Genomic DNA, 17,960 nt, shown 5'->3' on the forward strand with positions numbered 1-17,960 from the left:
GATTGCTTATGAAAACCTCTCTGCTGCTGGCAGCCGGCTGTGCTTTATTACTCAGTACCAGCTGTTTTTCTGCTGAAAAAACCTTACGGGTCGCTGCTGATTTGTCTTATCCGCCGTTTCAGTTCCGTGATTCCTCAGGGAATCCTGCCGGATTTGAAATTGATCTGACTAACGCGATTTGCCAGGCAGTTCAAATCAAATGTACCTATGTTATCACCAGTTTCGATGCAGAAATTCCGGCCCTGCTTGCCAAAAAGGTCGATTTTATCTCACCACTGGGTGCCACCATAAAACGTAAAAAATCAATAGCATTCAGTAATTACCTGTACCATGCGCCTTCTAAACTGGTCGCTCGCAAGAACAGTGGATTATTACCGGATGTTGCCTCCTTACAGGGGAAACATATTGGCGTCCTGCAGGGGTCAATACAGGAAATGTACGCGCGTCAGTACTGGATTCCAAAAGGGATTGATGTCGTAACTTATCCTGATCAGGACTCGATTTATCAGGATCTGGAAGCGGGCAGACTGGATGGTTCTCTGGTTCCGGGGGCTGCTGTAACTTATGGCTTCCTGAACAAACCGGCAGGCAAAGACTTTGCATTGCTGGGCCCGGAAGTAACGGATGACAAACTGTTCAGCGCGGGATCAGCCTACGGTGTCCGCCAGGGAGATACCTCAACGCAGGCGCTTATCAACCAGGGGATACAGAAAATCATGGCCGACGGGCAATGGGAAAAGATTAAACAGCACTATTTTGGTGACCTGGAAATGAAGGTCAGCACAACAGCCCCTTAAACGTCCGGCAGCACAGGATGAGAGTGACCGGGTTTTAGTTTTAGTACTGAGTGATAAAGCCACTCGCCAGGGTAATGCCGGTCACTTAAGGTGACCGGCATTGTTTTTAAAGGGATATTTCGACCTTTTCTCCCTCACTTCTCTCACATATTCCCGTTCTCGTCGTGGTGGCAGTTTCAGCATCCCGGCATTACTGTAAAAGTGTTTAAGGTGACCCGGGATGGCTCCCGGTGAAGCCCACGGCAGACCGATCAGTAGCCGTAATATCTCTGATACTGCACCGCTGAAGCTCAACTGGTAAGGCAGGTAATTTCCTTTCAGGCTGAACGCCATTTTAATCATCTGGTAACGCACCAGGTTATACGTCAGCAGTATTCCCCATAGCTCCTGCTTCACCAGATCGGGCAACCGGCTTCTCAGCGTCCAGCGGTTTCCCAGTAAAAACTGCTTTGCCTCACGATATCCCAGCTCGATTTCCCAGCGATGCTTATAAAGTTCTGCCACGTCAGTCGCCGGATAACGCATCGCATCTGTCATGGAAGTGACTACCTGCCGTTCCGTCCCGTTCACTTTCCGCCTGATTAGCCTCACTATGAGTTCTTCCGGCAGGCCTTTCCATTGCTTTCTGGCCTGAGGCGTGGTTTTCAGTCGTATCAGTTCGTCCTGCCTGCCGAGCTTTCGTACCACTTCATACTGAGTGTTCTTTTTCAGCGGCGTTAGCCAGTGGCGATTTTCACCTGCATTATGCCAGTCATGTAACAACCCTAAAGAGTAAAAGCCCTTATCAAACAGCGTAATACTGTTATCCGGTGCATTTTCTGCCAGCTGAGCGGCCAGCCGCATTTCGTTGATATCGTAGCGACCTGACACACTTGCACGCAGCAGATGGCTGCTGAGTTCCATCAGACACACCATACGAACCTGAGGATAACCGCGTTCACCATGCTGATTAGATGCTTTGCCGAAGGCCTCTGCATTTTCAGGAGTGTCCTGGGTATGCCAGACAACGCCATCAACAGCATTAAGCGTCAACCCGTGCCAGAGGGGATGTCTGGCTTCTTCGTGCCAGTGTTGTTGAGTGAGATCAAACAGGACCCGGATGGCATCTTCGCCCAGTGTTTTTCGGCGGGCAATCACAGAGCTGGGTGCGGTAAATGACCGTCCGGTCCGGTCAACAATATCCATCAAATTCACGATATGGCTCATGGGCTTATTGTTGAATATGGCCATACCGATAACCAGCCAGACCATCGACTCAAGGGGAAGTTTACGCTTACGCAGCGTGACGGTATCAGTGAGGGAAAACGCCTGTCGGATGAGGTCAGGAGAGAGCAGGTCAGAGAGGCTTTGTACTTCTTCGGGAGCAGTGAGATTAATAATGCCGAGAGCTTGCGAAAGTTCCATTTAAAAAGGGTCCATGTCTGCACATGAACCCTTTTTACACCAACCACCGGATCGGTCAAATGATCCTTAAACGATCGGCATTAACCCGCCAGGGTGGCTTTTTTATTGATTCTGTTTCTGCAGGTTCAGATAGCAGCCGGTACGTTGTCCAACGCCCGGAGAGTATTTCGCTTCTCGCGAAACAGCAGAACAGCAGAACAGCAGAACAGGTAATAAATCACCGGGGTTCAGAATTTACCAAAGCAAAAAGGCCATCCCTGAGGATGGCCTTTCGCTTTATTTGATGCCTGGCAGTTCCCTACTCTCGCATGGGGAGACCCCACACTACCATCGGCGCTACGGTGTTTCACTTCTGAGTTCGGCATGGGGTCAGGTGGGACCACCGCGCTATTGCCGCCAGGCAAATTCTTTTATACCGAAATCATGTTTTATCTGGTGCTGATACCCAGAGTCGAACTGGGGACCTCACCCTTACCAAGGGTGCGCTCTACCAACTGAGCCATATCAGCACACAAAATTGGATGCCTGGCAGTTCCCTACTCTCGCATGGGGAGACCCCACACTACCATCGGCGCTACGGCGTTTCACTTCTGAGTTCGGCATGGGGTCAGGTGGGACCACCGCGCTCTAGCCGCCAGGCAAATCTTGGTGCCGTGTCCTGTGTCTTTTTCACTGATACTGCGTTGACTGCCTTTGTGCTGTTCAGTCACATACTCATGTATGCTCCTTCTCATCACGCAGTTGCCGCCTTGTCTCAGCGCAAAATCCTTCGGACGTTCGTCCGCAGAACACTGCTAATTTTTTAATTTAACTATCAGGAACTCGCTGAAAATTCTTTTGCGTCTCTGCAAAACGCCTCTGGCGTTGTAAGGTTAAGCCTCACGGGTCATTAGTACCGGTTAGCTCAATGCATCGCTGCACTTACACATCCGGCCTATCAACGTCGTCGTCTTCAACGTCCCTTCAGGACTCTCAAGGAGTCAGGGAGAACTCATCTCGGGGCAAGTTTCGTGCTTAGATGCTTTCAGCACTTATCTTTTCCGCACTTAGCTACCGGGCAATGCCATTGGCATGACAACCCGAACACCAGTGGTGCGTTCACTCCGGTCCTCTCGTACTAGGAGCAACCCCCCTCAATTCTCCAGCGCCCACGGCAGATAGGGACCGAACTGTCTCACGACGTTCTAAACCCAGCTCGCGTACCACTTTAAACGGCGAACAGCCGTACCCTTGGGACCTACTTCAGCCCCAGGATGTGATGAGCCGACATCGAGGTGCCAAACACCGCCGTCGATATGAACTCTTGGGCGGTATCAGCCTGTTATCCCCGGAGTACCTTTTATCCGTTGAGCGATGGCCCTTCCATTCAGAACCACCGGATCACTAAGACCTGCTTTCGCACCTGCTCGAACCGTCACTCTCGCAGTCAAGCTAGCTTATGCCTTTGCACTAACCTCACGATGTCCGACCGTGATTAGCTAACCTTCGTGCTCCTCCGTTACTCTTTGGGAGGAGACCGCCCCAGTCAAACTACCCACCAGACACTGTCCGCAACCCGGATGACGGGTCTACGTTAGAATATCAAACATTAAAGGGTGGTATTTCAAGGATGGCTCCGTACGAACTGGCGTCCGTACTTCAGTGCCTCCCACCTATCCTGCACATCAAGGCTCAATATTCAGTGTCAAGCTATAGTAAAGGTTCACGGGGTCTTTCCGTCTTGCCGCGGGTACACTGCATCTTCACAGCGATTTCAATTTCACTGAGTCTCGGGTGGAGACAGCCTGGCCATCATTACGCCATTCGTGCAGGTCGGAACTTACCCGACAAGGAATTTCGCTACCTTAGGACCGTTATAGTTACGGCCGCCGTTTACCGGGGCTTCGATCAAGAGCTTCTCCTTGCGGATAACCCCATCAATTAACCTTCCGGCACCGGGCAGGCGTCACACCGTATACGTCCACTTTCGTGTTTGCACAGTGCTGTGTTTTTAATAAACAGTTGCAGCCAGCTGGTATCTTCGACTGGCTTCAGCTCCGGGAGCAAGTCCCTTCACCTACGCGCCAGCGTGCCTTCTCCCGAAGTTACGGCACCATTTTGCCTAGTTCCTTCACCCGAGTTCTCTCAAGCGCCTTGGTATTCTCTACCTGACCACCTGTGTCGGTTTGGGGTACGATTTCGTGTTACCTGGAGCTTAGAGGCTTTTCCCGGAAGCAGGGCATTTGTCACTTCAGTACCGTAGTACCTCGTCATCACGCCTCAGCCTTAAGAAGTTCCGGATTTGCCTGGAACCTCAGCCTACACGCTTAAACCGGGACAACCGTCGCCCGGATGACATAGCCTTCTCCGTCCCCCCTTCGCAGTAACACCAAGTACAGGAATATTAACCTGTTTCCCATCGACTACGCTTTTCAGCCTCGCCTTAGGGGTCGACTCACCCTGCCCCGATTAACGTTGGACAGGAACCCTTGGTCTTCCGGCGAGCGGGCTTTTCACCCGCTTTATCGTTACTTATGTCAGCATTCGCACTTCTGATACCTCCAGCAGACCTCACAGCCCACCTTCAACGGCTTACAGAACGCTCCCCTACCCAACAACACATAGTGTCGCTGCCGCAGCTTCGGTGCATGGTTTAGCCCCGTTACATCTTCCGCGCAGGCCGACTCGACCAGTGAGCTATTACGCTTTCTTTAAATGATGGCTGCTTCTAAGCCAACATCCTGGCTGTCTGAGCCTTCCCACATCGTTTCCCACTTAACCATGACTTTGGGACCTTAGCTGGCGGTCTGGGTTGTTTCCCTCTTCACGACGGACGTTAGCACCCGCCGTGTGTCTCCCGTGATAACATTCTCCGGTATTCGCAGTTTGCATCGGGTTGGTAAGCCGGGATGGCCCCCTAGCCGAAACAGTGCTCTACCCCCGGAGATGAATTCACGAGGCGCTACCTAAATAGCTTTCGGGGAGAACCAGCTATCTCCCGGTTTGATTGGCCTTTCACCCCCAGCCACAGGTCATCCGCTAATTTTTCAACATTAGTCGGTTCGGTCCTCCAGTTAGTGTTACCCAACCTTCAACCTGCCCATGGCTAGATCACCGGGTTTCGGGTCTATACCCTGCAACTTAACGCCCAGTTAAGACTCGGTTTCCCTGCGGCTCCCCTATACGGTTAACCTTGCTACAGAATATAAGTCGCTGACCCATTATACAAAAGGTACGCAGTCACACCATAAAGGTGCTCCCACTGCTTGTACGTACACGGTTTCAGGTTCTTTTCACTCCCCTCGCCGGGGTTCTTTTCGCCTTTCCCTCACGGTACTGGTTCACTATCGGTCAGTCAGGAGTATTTAGCCTTGGAGGATGGTCCCCCCATATTCAGACAGGATACCACGTGTCCCGCCCTACTCTTCGAACTCACGATGTGTGCATTTTCATGTACGGGACTTTCACCCTGTATCGCGCGACATTCCAGACGCTTCCACTAACACACACACTGATGATGGTTCAGGGCTGCTCCCCGTTCGCTCGCCGCTACTGGGGGAATCTCGGTTGATTTCTTTTCCTCTGGGTACTTAGATGTTTCAGTTCCCCAGGTTCGCCTCGTTAACCTATGAATTCAGTTAACGATGATGCACTGAGTGCACCGGGTTTCCCCATTCGGACATCGCCGGCTGTATCGGTTCATATCACCTTACCGGCGCTTTTCGCAGATTAGCACGTCCTTCATCGCCTCTGACTGCCAGGGCATCCACCGTGTACGCTTATTCGCTTAACCTCACAACCCACAGACGTCTTGCAACGACTATGAATCGTAAAAGTTTTTGAGAGACTCTGAATAACTTTCGTCATTCATTGTTTTCAAATTTTCAGCTTGTTCCGGATTGTTAAAGAGCAATATCTTAAACATGACTCGTAAGTCATCTTTAAGATAAGTATTCAGTGAGCATACTGAATGATGGTGGAGCTAAGCGGGATCGAACCGCTGACCTCCTGCGTGCAAGGCAGGCGCTCTCCCAGCTGAGCTATAGCCCCATCGATGGGTAAACTTCTGTACCTTAATTCTTTATCAGACAAGGCATGGCTTCACGACGCATAGTGAACTATGCGAGCCGGAGTCGTAACGCCGTATGAGAAAGAATTTGGTAGGCCTGAGTGGACTTGAACCACCGACCTCACCCTTATCAGGGGTGCGCTCTAACCACCTGAGCTACAAGCCTGCAGAAGATTACTGCTCTCTTTATTTTCTATCAGACAATCTGTTGTGGACACTTCGCGGGAACGTATCTTCAGGTAAGGAGGTGATCCAACCGCAGGTTCCCCTACGGTTACCTTGTTACGACTTCACCCCAGTCATGAATCACAAAGTGGTAAACGCCCTCCCGAAGGTTAAGCTATCTACTTCTTTTGCAACCCACTCCCATGGTGTGACGGGCGGTGTGTACAAGGCCCGGGAACGTATTCACCGTAGCATTCTGATCTACGATTACTAGCGATTCCGACTTCATGGAGTCGAGTTGCAGACTCCAATCCGGACTACGACGCACTTTATGAGGTCCGCTTGCTCTCGCGAGGTCGCTTCTCTTTGTATGCGCCATTGTAGCACGTGTGTAGCCCTACTCGTAAGGGCCATGATGACTTGACGTCATCCCCACCTTCCTCCGGTTTATCACCGGCAGTCTCCTTTGAGTTCCCGACCGAATCGCTGGCAACAAAGGATAGGGGTTGCGCTCGTTGCGGGACTTAACCCAACATTTCACAACACGAGCTGACGACAGCCATGCAGCACCTGTCTCAGAGTTCCCGAAGGCACCAAAGCATCTCTGCTAAGTTCTCTGGATGTCAAGAGTAGGTAAGGTTCTTCGCGTTGCATCGAATTAAACCACATGCTCCACCGCTTGTGCGGGCCCCCGTCAATTCATTTGAGTTTTAACCTTGCGGCCGTACTCCCCAGGCGGTCGACTTAACGCGTTAGCTCCGGAAGCCACGCCTCAAGGGCACAACCTCCAAGTCGACATCGTTTACGGCGTGGACTACCAGGGTATCTAATCCTGTTTGCTCCCCACGCTTTCGCACCTGAGCGTCAGTCTTTGTCCAGGGGGCCGCCTTCGCCACCGGTATTCCTCCAGATCTCTACGCATTTCACCGCTACACCTGGAATTCTACCCCCCTCTACAAGACTCTAGCCTGCCAGTTTCGAATGCAGTTCCCGGGTTGAGCCCGGGGATTTCACATCCGACTTGACAGACCGCCTGCGTGCGCTTTACGCCCAGTAATTCCGATTAACGCTTGCACCCTCCGTATTACCGCGGCTGCTGGCACGGAGTTAGCCGGTGCTTCTTCTGTCAGTAACGTCAATGCATAGCCGTATTAAGACTACACCCTTCCTCCTGACTGAAAGTACTTTACAACCCGAAGGCCTTCTTCATACACGCGGCATGGCTGCATCAGGCTTGCGCCCATTGTGCAATATTCCCCACTGCTGCCTCCCGTAGGAGTCTGGACCGTGTCTCAGTTCCAGTGTGGCTGGTCATCCTCTCAGACCAGCTAGGGATCGTCGCCTAGGTGAGCCGTTACCCCACCTACTAGCTAATCCCATCTGGGCACATCCGATGGTGTGAGGCCCGAAGGTCCCCCACTTTGGTCTTGCGACGTTATGCGGTATTAGCTACCGTTTCCAGTAGTTATCCCCCTCCATCAGGCAGTTTCCCAGACATTACTCACCCGTCCGCCACTCGTCACCCAAGGAGCAAGCTCCTCTGTGCTACCGTTCGACTTGCATGTGTTAGGCCTGCCGCCAGCGTTCAATCTGAGCCATGATCAAACTCTTCAATTTAAAGTTTGATTTGCTTAAACGAGTTAAGCGATGCTCAAGTGTAAAACACTCATAATGAATTTCATTATGTGTTCACTCTTAAGACTTGATATTTTTTACGTCCGGAGACGCTGATATCAATCCTGCGAGTGCCCACACAGATTGTCTGATAAATTGTTAAAGAGCGTTGCAACTCAACCGCTTAGGTTGTCGCTGCGAGGTGGCGTATATTACGCTTTTCACCTCAGGAGTCAACCACTATTTCGTGATTTTTTCTCCGGACCGAATCGCTTCAGTCCCTGTCACGTCGCTGCGCATCGCGCTTTGCCGTCTCAGTGGTTGCGCATTATAGGGAGTTCATAAAAAGGCGCAACTGCTAATTTCAAAAAAAATAACTGTTTGCTGCAATACACAGCAAACATGCCATTTATACCCTGTTATCCACAAAGTTACTCACAAAGCGCTATAAATCCAAATTTAGCCGGGCATCACGCAAACGTTTTCGCTACAATGCCGCCATGCAGAAACGGGGGGCTGAGACGTTTGTGAAAGCAGATAAATGTGTAGTTTTGCTTTCAGAGATTTCTTTAAGACTTCTTTCTTTCTATAAATGAAACCAATCCAGGGGATTACATTCACTATGCAACATCGTCGTCCTGTACGCCGCGCTCTTCTGAGTGTCTCTGACAAAACCGGTATTGTTGAGTTTGCCAAAGCACTGACTTCCTGCGGCGTTGAGTTGCTATCTACCGGCGGTACTGCCCGTTTGCTGGCAGATGCCGGCCTGCCTGTTACCGAAGTATCTGACTACACCGGCTTCCCGGAGATGATGGACGGACGTGTGAAAACACTGCATCCGAAAGTCCATGGCGGGATTCTGGGACGCCGTGGCCAGGATGATGCGATTATGGCAGAACACCAGATAGCACCTATCGACATGGTCGTCGTGAACCTGTATCCGTTTGCTCAGACAGTTGCCCGTGAAGGTTGCAGCCTGGAAGATGCAGTGGAAAATATCGATATTGGCGGACCTACCATGGTGCGCTCAGCAGCGAAGAACCATAAAGATGTTGCGATTGTGGTTAACAGCGGCGATTACTCTCTGCTGATTAAAGAGATGGAAGCTAATGATAACAGCCTGACACTGGAAACCCGGTTTGACCTGGCTATCAAAGCATTCGAACATACTGCCGCCTACGACAGTATGATCGCCAACTACTTCGGTCAGATGGTGCCGGCTTACTATAATAATGAAGACAAAACTCCTTCCGGACGTTTCCCGCGTACCCTGAATCTGAACTTCGTCAAAAAACAGGATATGCGCTACGGTGAAAACAGCCATCAGGATGCAGCCTTCTATATAGAAGAGAATGTTGCAGAAGCTTCCGTCGCAACAGCCCAACAGTTACAGGGTAAAGCTCTTTCTTATAATAATATTGCCGATACCGATGCAGCTCTCGAATGCGTAAAAGAGTTCGCAGAACCTGCATGTGTGATTGTCAAACATGCCAACCCTTGCGGCGTGGCTATTGGCAGCGATATTAAGCAGGCCTATGAGCGCGCTTATACGACTGACCCGACTTCTGCGTTTGGCGGTATCATCGCATTTAACCGCGAGCTGGATGAAGAAACTGCCGTGGCTATTATCAGCCGCCAGTTCGTTGAAGTTATTATTGCTCCTTCAGCCAGTGAAGCCGCATTGAAAGTAACAGCAGCTAAGCAGAACGTCCGCGTACTGATTTGCGGCGAATGGCAGAACCAGCGCACTGCAGCACTGGATTTCAAACGGGTTAATGGCGGCCTGCTGGTTCAGGATCGTGATCTGGGTATGGTCGATGAATCACAACTGCGCGTTGTTAGCCAGCGTCAGCCAAGCGCACAGGAAATGCGTGATGCCCTGTTCTGCTGGAAAGTCGCGAAGTTTGTTAAGTCTAACGCGATTGTCTATGCACGGGATAACCAGACTATTGGTATCGGCGCCGGTCAAATGAGTCGTGTCTATTCAGCGAAAATCGCTGGTATCAAAGCCGGAGATGAAGGGCTGGAAGTGAAAGGGTCTGCGATGGCTTCTGATGCCTTCTTCCCGTTCCGTGATGGTATTGATGCAGCTGCCGCCGTCGGAATTACCTGTGTCATCCAGCCTGGTGGTTCAATCCGTGATGATGAAGTCATTGCGGCAGCCAATGAACATGGCATCGCGATGATCTTTACTGATATGCGCCATTTCCGCCATTAATTGATCAGGAGTTGTAACGATGAAAATTTTAATTATTGGTAACGGCGGGCGTGAACATGCGCTGGCCTGGAAAGCCGCCCAGTCACCGTTAACAGAAGCAGTCTATGTGGCTCCGGGTAATGCCGGTACCGCCCGGGAATCTGCCCTGCAAAATGTGGATATCAGTGCGACTGATATTCAGGGGCTGCTGGCGTTTGCTCAGCAACATAAGATTGATCTGACGATTGTCGGACCTGAAGCGCCGTTGGTTATTGGTGTGGTTGATGCCTTTCGTGCCGCAGGGCTGAAAATTTTTGGCCCGACTCAGGCTGCAGCTCAGCTGGAAGGTTCTAAAGCGTTCACCAAGGACTTCCTGGCACGCCATAAGATTCCGACAGCGGAATACCAGAATTTCACCGAAGTCGAGCCAGCACTCAATTATCTGCGTGAGAAAGGCGCACCGATTGTTATCAAAGCTGATGGTCTGGCCGCCGGGAAAGGCGTTATCGTCGCGATGACCCTGCAGGAAGCTGAAGATGCTGTACGCGATATGCTGGCAGGAAATGCCTTTGGCGATGCTGGTCACCGCATTGTCATTGAAGAGTTCCTTGACGGCGAAGAAGCCAGTTTCATTGTGATGGTCGATGGCGAACATGTTCTGCCTATGGCTACCAGTCAGGACCATAAACGCGTCGGTGATGCAGATACCGGCCCTAATACCGGTGGCATGGGTGCATATTCTCCGGCCCCTGTGGTGACCGATGAAGTCCACCAGCGAGTCATGGATCAGGTGATTTGGCCAACTGTCCGTGGAATGGCAGCCGAAGGAAATGTTTACACTGGTTTCCTGTATGCCGGACTGATGATTGATGCCGCAGGTCAGCCAAAGGTTATCGAATTTAACTGTCGTTTTGGTGACCCGGAAACACAGCCAATCATGATGCGTATGCAGTCTGATCTGGTGACATTATGTCTGGCGGCCTGTGAAGGTCAGCTGGACCAGCAGGAATCATTATGGGATCCACGCCCTTCACTGGGTGTGGTTATCGCTGCTGGCGGTTATCCTGACCAGTATCGTAAAGGTGATGTTATTTCCGGTCTGGAAGCAGCTGACGAACTTGACGGCAAAGTGTTCCATGCCGGAACAACCTTACAGGGTGATGACGTCGTTACTAACGGCGGACGGGTACTCTGCATCACAGCACTGGGTTCTGATGTAGCAGAAGCACAGAAAAATGCCTATGTGCTGGCAAAAGCCATCTCATGGCAAGGCAGTTTCTACCGTAATGATATTGGCTATCGGGCCATTAATCGTTCCAAATAACCTCAGGCGATACCCGTCATGACAGAGCAGGCTTCGGCCTAATGCCGGTCACTTAAGGTGACCGGCATTGTTTTTAAAGGGATATTTCGACCTTTTCTCCCTCACTTCTCTCACATATTCCCGTTCTCGTCGTGGTGGCAGTTTCAGCATCCCGGCATTACTGTAAAAGTGTTTAAGGTGACCCGGGATGGCTCCCGGTGAAGCCCACGGCAGACCGATCAGTAGCCGTAATATCTCTGATACTGCACCGCTGAAGCTCAACTGGTAAGGCAGGTAATTTCCTTTCAGGCTGAACGCCATTTTAATCATCTGGTAACGCACCAGGTTATACGTCAGCAGTATTCCCCATAGCTCCTGCTTCACCAGATCGGGCAACCGGCTTCTCAGCGTCCAGCGGTTTCCCAGTAAAAACTGCTTTGCCTCACGATATCCCAGCTCGATTTCCCAGCGATGCTTATAAAGTTCTGCCACGTCAGTCGCCGGATAACGCATCGCATCTGTCATGGAAGTGACTACCTGCCGTTCCGTCCCGTTCACTTTCCGCCTGATTAGCCTCACTATGAGTTCTTCCGGCAGGCCTTTCCATTGCTTTCTGGCCTGAGGCGTGGTTTTCAGTCGTATCAGTTCGTCCTGCCTGCCGAGCTTTCGTACCACTTCATACTGAGTGTTCTTTTTCAGCGGCGTTAGCCAGTGGCGATTTTCACCTGCATTATGCCAGTCATGTAACAACCCTAAAGAGTAAAAGCCCTTATCAAACAGCGTAATACTGTTATCCGGTGCATTTTCTGCCAGCTGAGCGGCCAGCCGCATTTCGTTGATATCGTAGCGACCTGACACACTTGCACGCAGCAGATGGCTGCTGAGTTCCATCAGACACACCATACGAACCTGAGGATAACCGCGTTCACCATGCTGATTAGATGCTTTGCCGAAGGCCTCTGCATTTTCAGGAGTGTCCTGGGTATGCCAGACAACGCCATCAACAGCATTAAGCGTCAACCCGTGCCAGAGGGGATGTCTGGCTTCTTCGTGCCAGTGTTGTTGAGTGAGATCAAACAGGACCCGGATGGCATCTTCGCCCAGTGTTTTTCGGCGGGCAATCACAGAGCTGGGTGCGGTAAATGACCGTCCGGTCCGGTCAACAATATCCATCAAATTCACGATATGGCTCATGGGCTTATTGTTGAATATGGCCATACCGATAACCAGCCAGACCATCGACTCAAGGGGAAGTTTACGCTTACGCAGCGTGACGGTATCAGTGAGGGAAAACGCCTGTCGGATGAGGTCAGGAGAGAGCAGGTCAGAGAGGCTTTGTACTTCTTCGGGAGCAGTGAGATTAATAATGCCGAGAGCTTGCGAAAGTTCCATTTAAAAAGGGTCCATGTCTGCACATGAACCCTTTTTACACCAACCACCGGATCGGTCAAATGATCCTTAAACGATCGGCATTAGGCTTCGGCCTGCTTTTTTTATTGCTGGCGTTCTTCAATCTTCCGGCTACAGATCTTCGGCTGTTGGCTGGTTATGGCATAAATTATCGGTGGTGGCTTTCAGTAATTGTGTGCCCTGCGGACCTTGCAGCCAGGAGATATACAACGGAGCTGTACCAGATTTACTCTGACTAATCACCTGTAATGCTTCCGGCCCCAGCCCCGCCTGAACCTGTTGGTGATCACAGGTGATGACCGTATTCCTCTGCTGCCATATGCCCTGCTGCAGGCGTATTTTCCCTGCCTGTAATGCGTTACTGATGCTCAACATCCTGCCGGCATCAAACTGATAAAGCTCAATCGTTTGCTGGCTGACGGATTCGCGGTGGTTTTTCAGCTGACGCTGCATAAAACTGACATTACCCTGATTATCAAATCTCAGAGTCACATCGTCTGATGTAGCACCACTGATATGTCGGCTGACAGAAACGAGTTTGTCATCGTGCCAGTGATATTCCGATTCTTCGCTCACTCCCTGGTCGAACGGCGTATACAGGACACGTATCGTGACATCATCAGAAGCGGTATTTTTTCGCCATAAGCGGACGACACCCCGATCGGCAAGATAGCCAGAGGCACTGAATGGCGGGAGTTTCTGGGAAGAACTGCAGCCTGCCAGCAACAAACAGACCAGGCTAAAAATACTTTTCCGTCCGGTGAAATACATTTTCTCTCCTTCATATTCATGACAGCCGGTCAGAGCAACGAATGAGATAATTATACAAAGGAAAGCAGCAGACAGGGATGAGACAGAAGCTGAAGATAATAAACAGAAGGGGCAAATTGCTGCCCCTTCTGTTAACTAAACGTTTCGCACCCGGGGTGCAACGCTTATTTAACGGCGTCTTTCAGAGCTTTACCGGAAACGAACGCAGGAACGTTTGCAGCTGCAATTTTGATTTCTTTACCAGTCTGCGGGTTGCGGCCAGTACGTTCTGCACGGTGGTTAACTTTAAAAGTACCGAAACCAACCAGCTGAACTGCATCACCTTCTTTCAGAGACTCAGTAATCGCAGCCAGAGTAGATTCCAGTGCAGTTTTAGCCTGGGTTTTAGACAGGTCCGCTTTTTCTGCGATCACATCAATCAGTTGAGTCTTGTTCATAAGTTATCCTTAAAGTGTATTTATCGCCTGCTAAGCAACGAATGCGAGTGAAAAGCCAAATGTTCCGACACCCTTCAGTCTGCACACACCGATAGCCACAATTTTTAGCCCCCCAAATGTAGACCAGACAGGGGGCTGATGTGAAGCCTTCTGGTATGCTAAATCAGGCCTGAAATCACGTTTTATCGTCTTACTGGTTAAAACTTATACCGATATTGCTAATTCCGGCTTCCCGCAGGTCAGCACGCAGCCCTTTGATCAACTCCAGATCGCGTTCTTCGCAGTCTGCGAGCAAGCGGAATATTTCCCATTGCAGGTCCCATTCGTCAATGACGGCCTGGTTCTCTCTGAGCTCTTCATCGGTCATTTCCCGGCCAGCCTGAGTCATTTCCAGCATAGCAACAGTCGTGATAGATGTTTTACTCACTTCCACTGCGTAGGTCAAACTTTCACCACTTAACAGGGCGTGGAGTAAATCACTCAGTGCTACACAGGCATCTATTGCCGGGTAGACACCATAAACATCAAAGGCTTCTCCATCAGGGATAGCCTCTTCAAGCTTCTCAAGTTGAGAATCGAAATTAACTTTAGCACCCTTCACCACCAGCGTTTCCCAGACGAGGTCAAGAATACGCCGATAAAGATGTGGATCTGCAAATTCAGTCTGCTGACAGAATGCCTGATAGTTCGGATACATACGCTCACACAGACAAGCCATGAAGGTCACATGTTGCCAGCTTTCCAGTTTTTCCAGACGCAGGTGAATGGGGTTACGTAACATGACAAGTACTCATTATAAATTAGCTGGCAGAAGTGTAACGCAAAAGCCACCATTTCACAGCGTTATTGTGGTTCCAGCCAGCGCTGAAAGCCTTTGCGCTGTGAAGCAACGGCATCAGCAAGTCGGGTGGGTTCAGGTAAACGATAGCCGCGCAGGCATTGCTGAGTCCAGTAAAGTGCCATTTGCTGGCTCACGCGGTGGCCAACAGAAATAAACAGCGGATTACAACGTTGCTTACTGCGCAGTACCCAGCCAGCCTGCTGCTGCCGGAATAATAATGGCTGGCAGGCACCCACTTCTTCCGCCAGTGGCAAATAGTCGCCACATAACCGGCTTTTGGCCACACCAATCGTCGGCACATCGGCCAGTAAACCAAAATGGCTGGCCACGCCTAAGCCCCTGGGATGGGAAATACCATGCCCGTCAATAAACAATAACTCCGGGCGATGTTCCAGTTGCTGCCAGGCTGCCTGTAAAGCAGGGCATTCACGAAAGGAGAGATAACCAGGAATATAGGGCAAGGTGACCGGAACCCGCGCAACACGGTGTTCCACCATTTGCAGAGACGGCCAGCGTAGCACCACAAATGCAGCCCTTGCCACGGCGCCCTGCTGCTCAAAACCGACATCTCCTCCACCAATAAAGGCCGGAGAGAAATCCTCGCTCAGTCCTTCACGGACAACTTCTGCTGCCCGTGAAAGCTGTTCAGCTTTAAGCGCCGCAACGTCGGCTGACATTATTTATGGTATGCCGCAGACAGGCGGTGAACGGCCTCAACAAAAGCTCCGGCATGCTCAGGAGGTACATCCTGATGAATACCGTGACCGAGGTTGAATACATGTCCTTCACCCTGACCAAATCCTTCAAGAATGGTCGAGACTTCCTGCTCAATACGCGCCGGAGGGGCATAGAGAATCGAAGGGTCCATATTGCCCTGCAAAGCCACCCGATGTCCGACCCGCTGGCGGGCATTGGCGATATCAGTTGTCCAGTCCAGACCAATCGCGTCACATCCGGTATCTGCAATCTCCTCCAGCCACTGCCCACCACCTTTAGTAAACAGAGTCACAGGAACCCGGCGGCCTTCATTTTCATGCAGCAGACCATCAACAATTTTATGCATGTAATAGAGCGAGAAATTCCGGTAATCACGACCGGTTAATACGCCACCCCAGGTATCAAATACCATCACGGACTGCGCTCCGGCACGGATTTGTGCATTCAGATACAGAATGACACTCTCTGCCAGTTTATCCAGCAAGGCATGCAATGCCGAAGGATCGCTGTACATCATTTTTTTGATTTTGGTAAAGGCCTTACTGCTGCCGCCTTCGACCATATAAGTGGCCAGCGTCCACGGACTGCCGGAGAAGCCAATCAGCGGAACCTCACCCTGCAGATTTTTGCGGATGGTACGCACTGCATTCATTACATAACCCAGTTCCTGCTCCGGATCCGGGATTGGCAAATTTTTGACATCTGCCGCGCAGCTTATCGGAGAAGAAAAACGGGGCCCTTCACCGGTTTCGAAATACAGCCCCAGCCCCATCGCATCCGGAATTGTCAGAATGTCAGAGAAAAGAATAGCTGCATCCAGAGGATAACGGCGCAAAGGTTGCAGAGTTACTTCACAGGCTAGTTCAGCGTTCTTACACAGTGACATAAAATCACCAGCTTCTGCCCGGGTCTGCTTATATTCAGGCAAATAGCGGCCTGCCTGACGCATCATCCATACCGGAGTCACATCCGTTGGCTGCCGCAGTAAGGCACGCAGATAACGGTCGTTTTTTAATTCGCTCATAATCAGGCTCTCTCGAAATCAGGCGCGTATTATATACACAAACCCATACTTGTTCTAACTCTGCACCAGTAAGGTAACGTTTCTGTTACCTGCCGGTTACTCCTCATCCTGCCGGCATAATGCTACCGTATCCTCAATCAACCGGCGTGCAATAGTTCCCGGAGGAGGAAGCTGTGGTAATTCATCGTAACGATACCAGCCAGCATCCAGCAGCTCTTTCGGATCGATGCGTATCTCGCCGCTGTCATAATCAGCCAGAAAAGCCATCATCAGCGATTGTGGAAAAGGCCAGGGTTGTGAGGCGACATAACGCAGGTTTTTGATTTTAATATTGCTCTCTTCCATAACCTCACGGGCAACAGTTTGTTCCAGAGTTTCTCCGACTTCGGTAAATCCGGCTAAGGCGGTGTAAATTCCGTTACGATGCCTGACATGCTGCGCCAGCAATAACTGATCTCCCCGGCGGATAACAACAATAATGCAGGGAGCTATCTGTGGGTAATAACGCTCATGACAATGCCCGCACAGACAGGCAAATTCTGTCCTGCTACGATGCATTTCCTGGCCACAATAACCGCAATAGCGATGAGAGCGATAAAATTCTGCCAGCTGAACTCCGCGTCCGGCCATTCTGAATAACCCGCTGTCACCCTGTAGCAATTGGCGTAGTGACGCCATATCCTGAGGTTTTGAGTCATCCACCAGCCAGACAGTTTCGCCCTGCCATTCCCCTATCGGCTGGCCACGAGAACCACTGAGCGAAAAATCCTTAGCGTTGCCGTGGGGAAGTTCTCCCCCGGGTAACCAGAGTTTATTCAGCTGACTCACTACCCACCAGCCGCTGTCTGAAGCGGTTATTTCGCGTTCCATCAATCATCACCTTATTGTTTTTCTGATATATCACGACGATCACTGTGAACCCCATAGTACCACCCACCAGAGTAATGTCAGCGTCTGGCAGAAAAATGCAGCCGTTCACACAGAAGACCAACCTGACAAACACCAGGGGCTTGTACTTCACACTGAACCGCTCTATGCTGAGCCACGGTGACTTATCACCCATGGCTGCATCATCTAAATTTTCTGCAGCCTGTTATCTTGTCGGAGTGCCCCCCGGGGCTGAGACCGTTAATTCGGGATCCGCGGAACCTGATCAGGTTAGTACCTGCGAAGGGAACAAGAGTACAGTTCAGCCTGAGTGTGCCTGCCGGCATATCTCTCTGTCACTCCAT

General features: G+C 50.9%; 11 protein-coding genes, 3 tRNA genes, 4 rRNA genes and 1 riboswitch. Of the genes, 3 read left to right on the forward strand and 15 right to left on the reverse strand.

Annotation, left to right across the window (positions count from 1 at the left end; genetic code table 11):
• Positions 1-8: 8 nt before the first annotated feature.
• The gene (locus A7K98_RS18420) at positions 9-797 is read left to right on the forward strand and encodes a transporter substrate-binding domain-containing protein (RefSeq protein ID WP_087489871.1); all 789 of its coding nucleotides are present in this window, start codon (positions 9-11) and stop codon (positions 795-797) included.
• Between the two features lie 81 nt (positions 798-878).
• Here the strand turns inward: A7K98_RS18420 and A7K98_RS18425 are convergent, their stop codons facing one another.
• From A7K98_RS18425 to A7K98_RS18465, 8 genes are all read right to left on the reverse strand, one after another.
• Positions 879-2,201, reverse strand: coding sequence for an IS4 family transposase (locus A7K98_RS18425; protein WP_087487838.1), 1,323 nt, complete (start codon positions 2,199-2,201; stop codon positions 879-881).
• A gap of 285 nt (positions 2,202-2,486) precedes the next feature.
• Positions 2,487-2,602, reverse strand: a 5S ribosomal RNA gene (gene rrf / locus A7K98_RS18435).
• A gap of 32 nt (positions 2,603-2,634) precedes the next feature.
• Positions 2,635-2,710: transfer RNA gene (locus A7K98_RS18440), tRNA-Thr, on the reverse strand.
• 14 nt (positions 2,711-2,724) lie between these two features.
• Positions 2,725-2,840: ribosomal RNA gene (rrf, locus tag A7K98_RS18445) — 5S ribosomal RNA — on the reverse strand.
• Positions 2,841-3,069: 229 nt separating this feature from the next.
• Positions 3,070-5,973 (reverse strand): 23S ribosomal RNA (locus A7K98_RS18450).
• Between the two features lie 181 nt (positions 5,974-6,154).
• A tRNA-Ala gene (locus tag A7K98_RS18455) sits at positions 6,155-6,230 on the reverse strand.
• Between the two features lie 108 nt (positions 6,231-6,338).
• A tRNA-Ile gene (locus A7K98_RS18460) sits at positions 6,339-6,415 on the reverse strand.
• Between the two features lie 74 nt (positions 6,416-6,489).
• A 16S ribosomal RNA gene (locus A7K98_RS18465) occupies positions 6,490-8,031 on the reverse strand.
• The 16S, 23S and 5S rRNA genes sit together here with 3 tRNA genes alongside, the layout of an rRNA operon.
• A 619-nt stretch (positions 8,032-8,650) precedes the next feature.
• Here A7K98_RS18465 and purH point away from each other — a divergent pair.
• Together purH and purD are read left to right on the forward strand one after the other, a co-directional pair.
• Positions 8,651-10,246: a bifunctional phosphoribosylaminoimidazolecarboxamide formyltransferase/IMP cyclohydrolase gene (gene purH, locus A7K98_RS18470; RefSeq protein ID WP_087489873.1), complete on the forward strand. Its 1,596-nt coding sequence runs from the start codon at positions 8,651-8,653 to the stop codon at positions 10,244-10,246.
• 19 nt (positions 10,247-10,265) lie between these two features.
• Complete coding sequence (gene purD, locus A7K98_RS18475) at positions 10,266-11,549, forward strand: phosphoribosylamine--glycine ligase (protein WP_087489874.1); 1,284 nt, start codon at positions 10,266-10,268, stop codon at positions 11,547-11,549.
• A gap of 48 nt (positions 11,550-11,597) precedes the next feature.
• Here the strand turns inward: purD and A7K98_RS18480 are convergent, their stop codons facing one another.
• From A7K98_RS18480 to nudC, 7 genes are all read right to left on the reverse strand, one after another.
• Positions 11,598-12,920, reverse strand: coding sequence for an IS4 family transposase (locus tag A7K98_RS18480; RefSeq protein ID WP_087487838.1), 1,323 nt, complete (start codon positions 12,918-12,920; stop codon positions 11,598-11,600).
• 129 nt (positions 12,921-13,049) lie between these two features.
• Positions 13,050-13,709, reverse strand: a complete 660-nt coding sequence (locus A7K98_RS18485; protein ID WP_087489875.1) for a DUF1481 domain-containing protein — start codon at positions 13,707-13,709, stop codon at positions 13,050-13,052.
• A 164-nt stretch (positions 13,710-13,873) separates the two neighbouring features.
• The gene (gene hupA, locus A7K98_RS18490) at positions 13,874-14,146 is read right to left on the reverse strand and encodes a nucleoid-associated protein HU-alpha (protein ID WP_007886275.1); all 273 of its coding nucleotides are present in this window, start codon (positions 14,144-14,146) and stop codon (positions 13,874-13,876) included.
• Positions 14,147-14,336: 190 nt separating this feature from the next.
• Positions 14,337-14,927, reverse strand: a complete 591-nt coding sequence (locus tag A7K98_RS18495; RefSeq protein ID WP_087489876.1) for a YjaG family protein — start codon at positions 14,925-14,927, stop codon at positions 14,337-14,339.
• A gap of 62 nt (positions 14,928-14,989) precedes the next feature.
• A complete protein-coding gene (nfi, locus tag A7K98_RS18500) occupies positions 14,990-15,664 on the reverse strand; it encodes a deoxyribonuclease V (protein WP_087489877.1) in 675 nt (224 codons plus the stop codon).
• Positions 15,664-16,728, reverse strand: coding sequence for a uroporphyrinogen decarboxylase (hemE, locus tag A7K98_RS18505; RefSeq protein ID WP_087489878.1), 1,065 nt, complete (start codon positions 16,726-16,728; stop codon positions 15,664-15,666). Before hemE ends, nfi begins: the two co-directional genes overlap by 1 nt.
• Before the next feature lie 96 nt (positions 16,729-16,824).
• Entirely contained in the window at positions 16,825-17,598 is a 774-nt protein-coding gene (gene nudC, locus A7K98_RS18510; RefSeq protein ID WP_087489879.1) for an NAD(+) diphosphatase, read from the reverse strand.
• 222 nt (positions 17,599-17,820) lie between these two features.
• Positions 17,821-17,921: riboswitch (TPP riboswitch) on the forward strand.
• Positions 17,922-17,960: the final 39 nt, after the last annotated feature.

The organism is Tatumella citrea (genome assembly GCF_002163585.1).
Classification (GTDB): domain Bacteria; phylum Pseudomonadota; class Gammaproteobacteria; order Enterobacterales; family Enterobacteriaceae; genus Tatumella; species Tatumella citrea.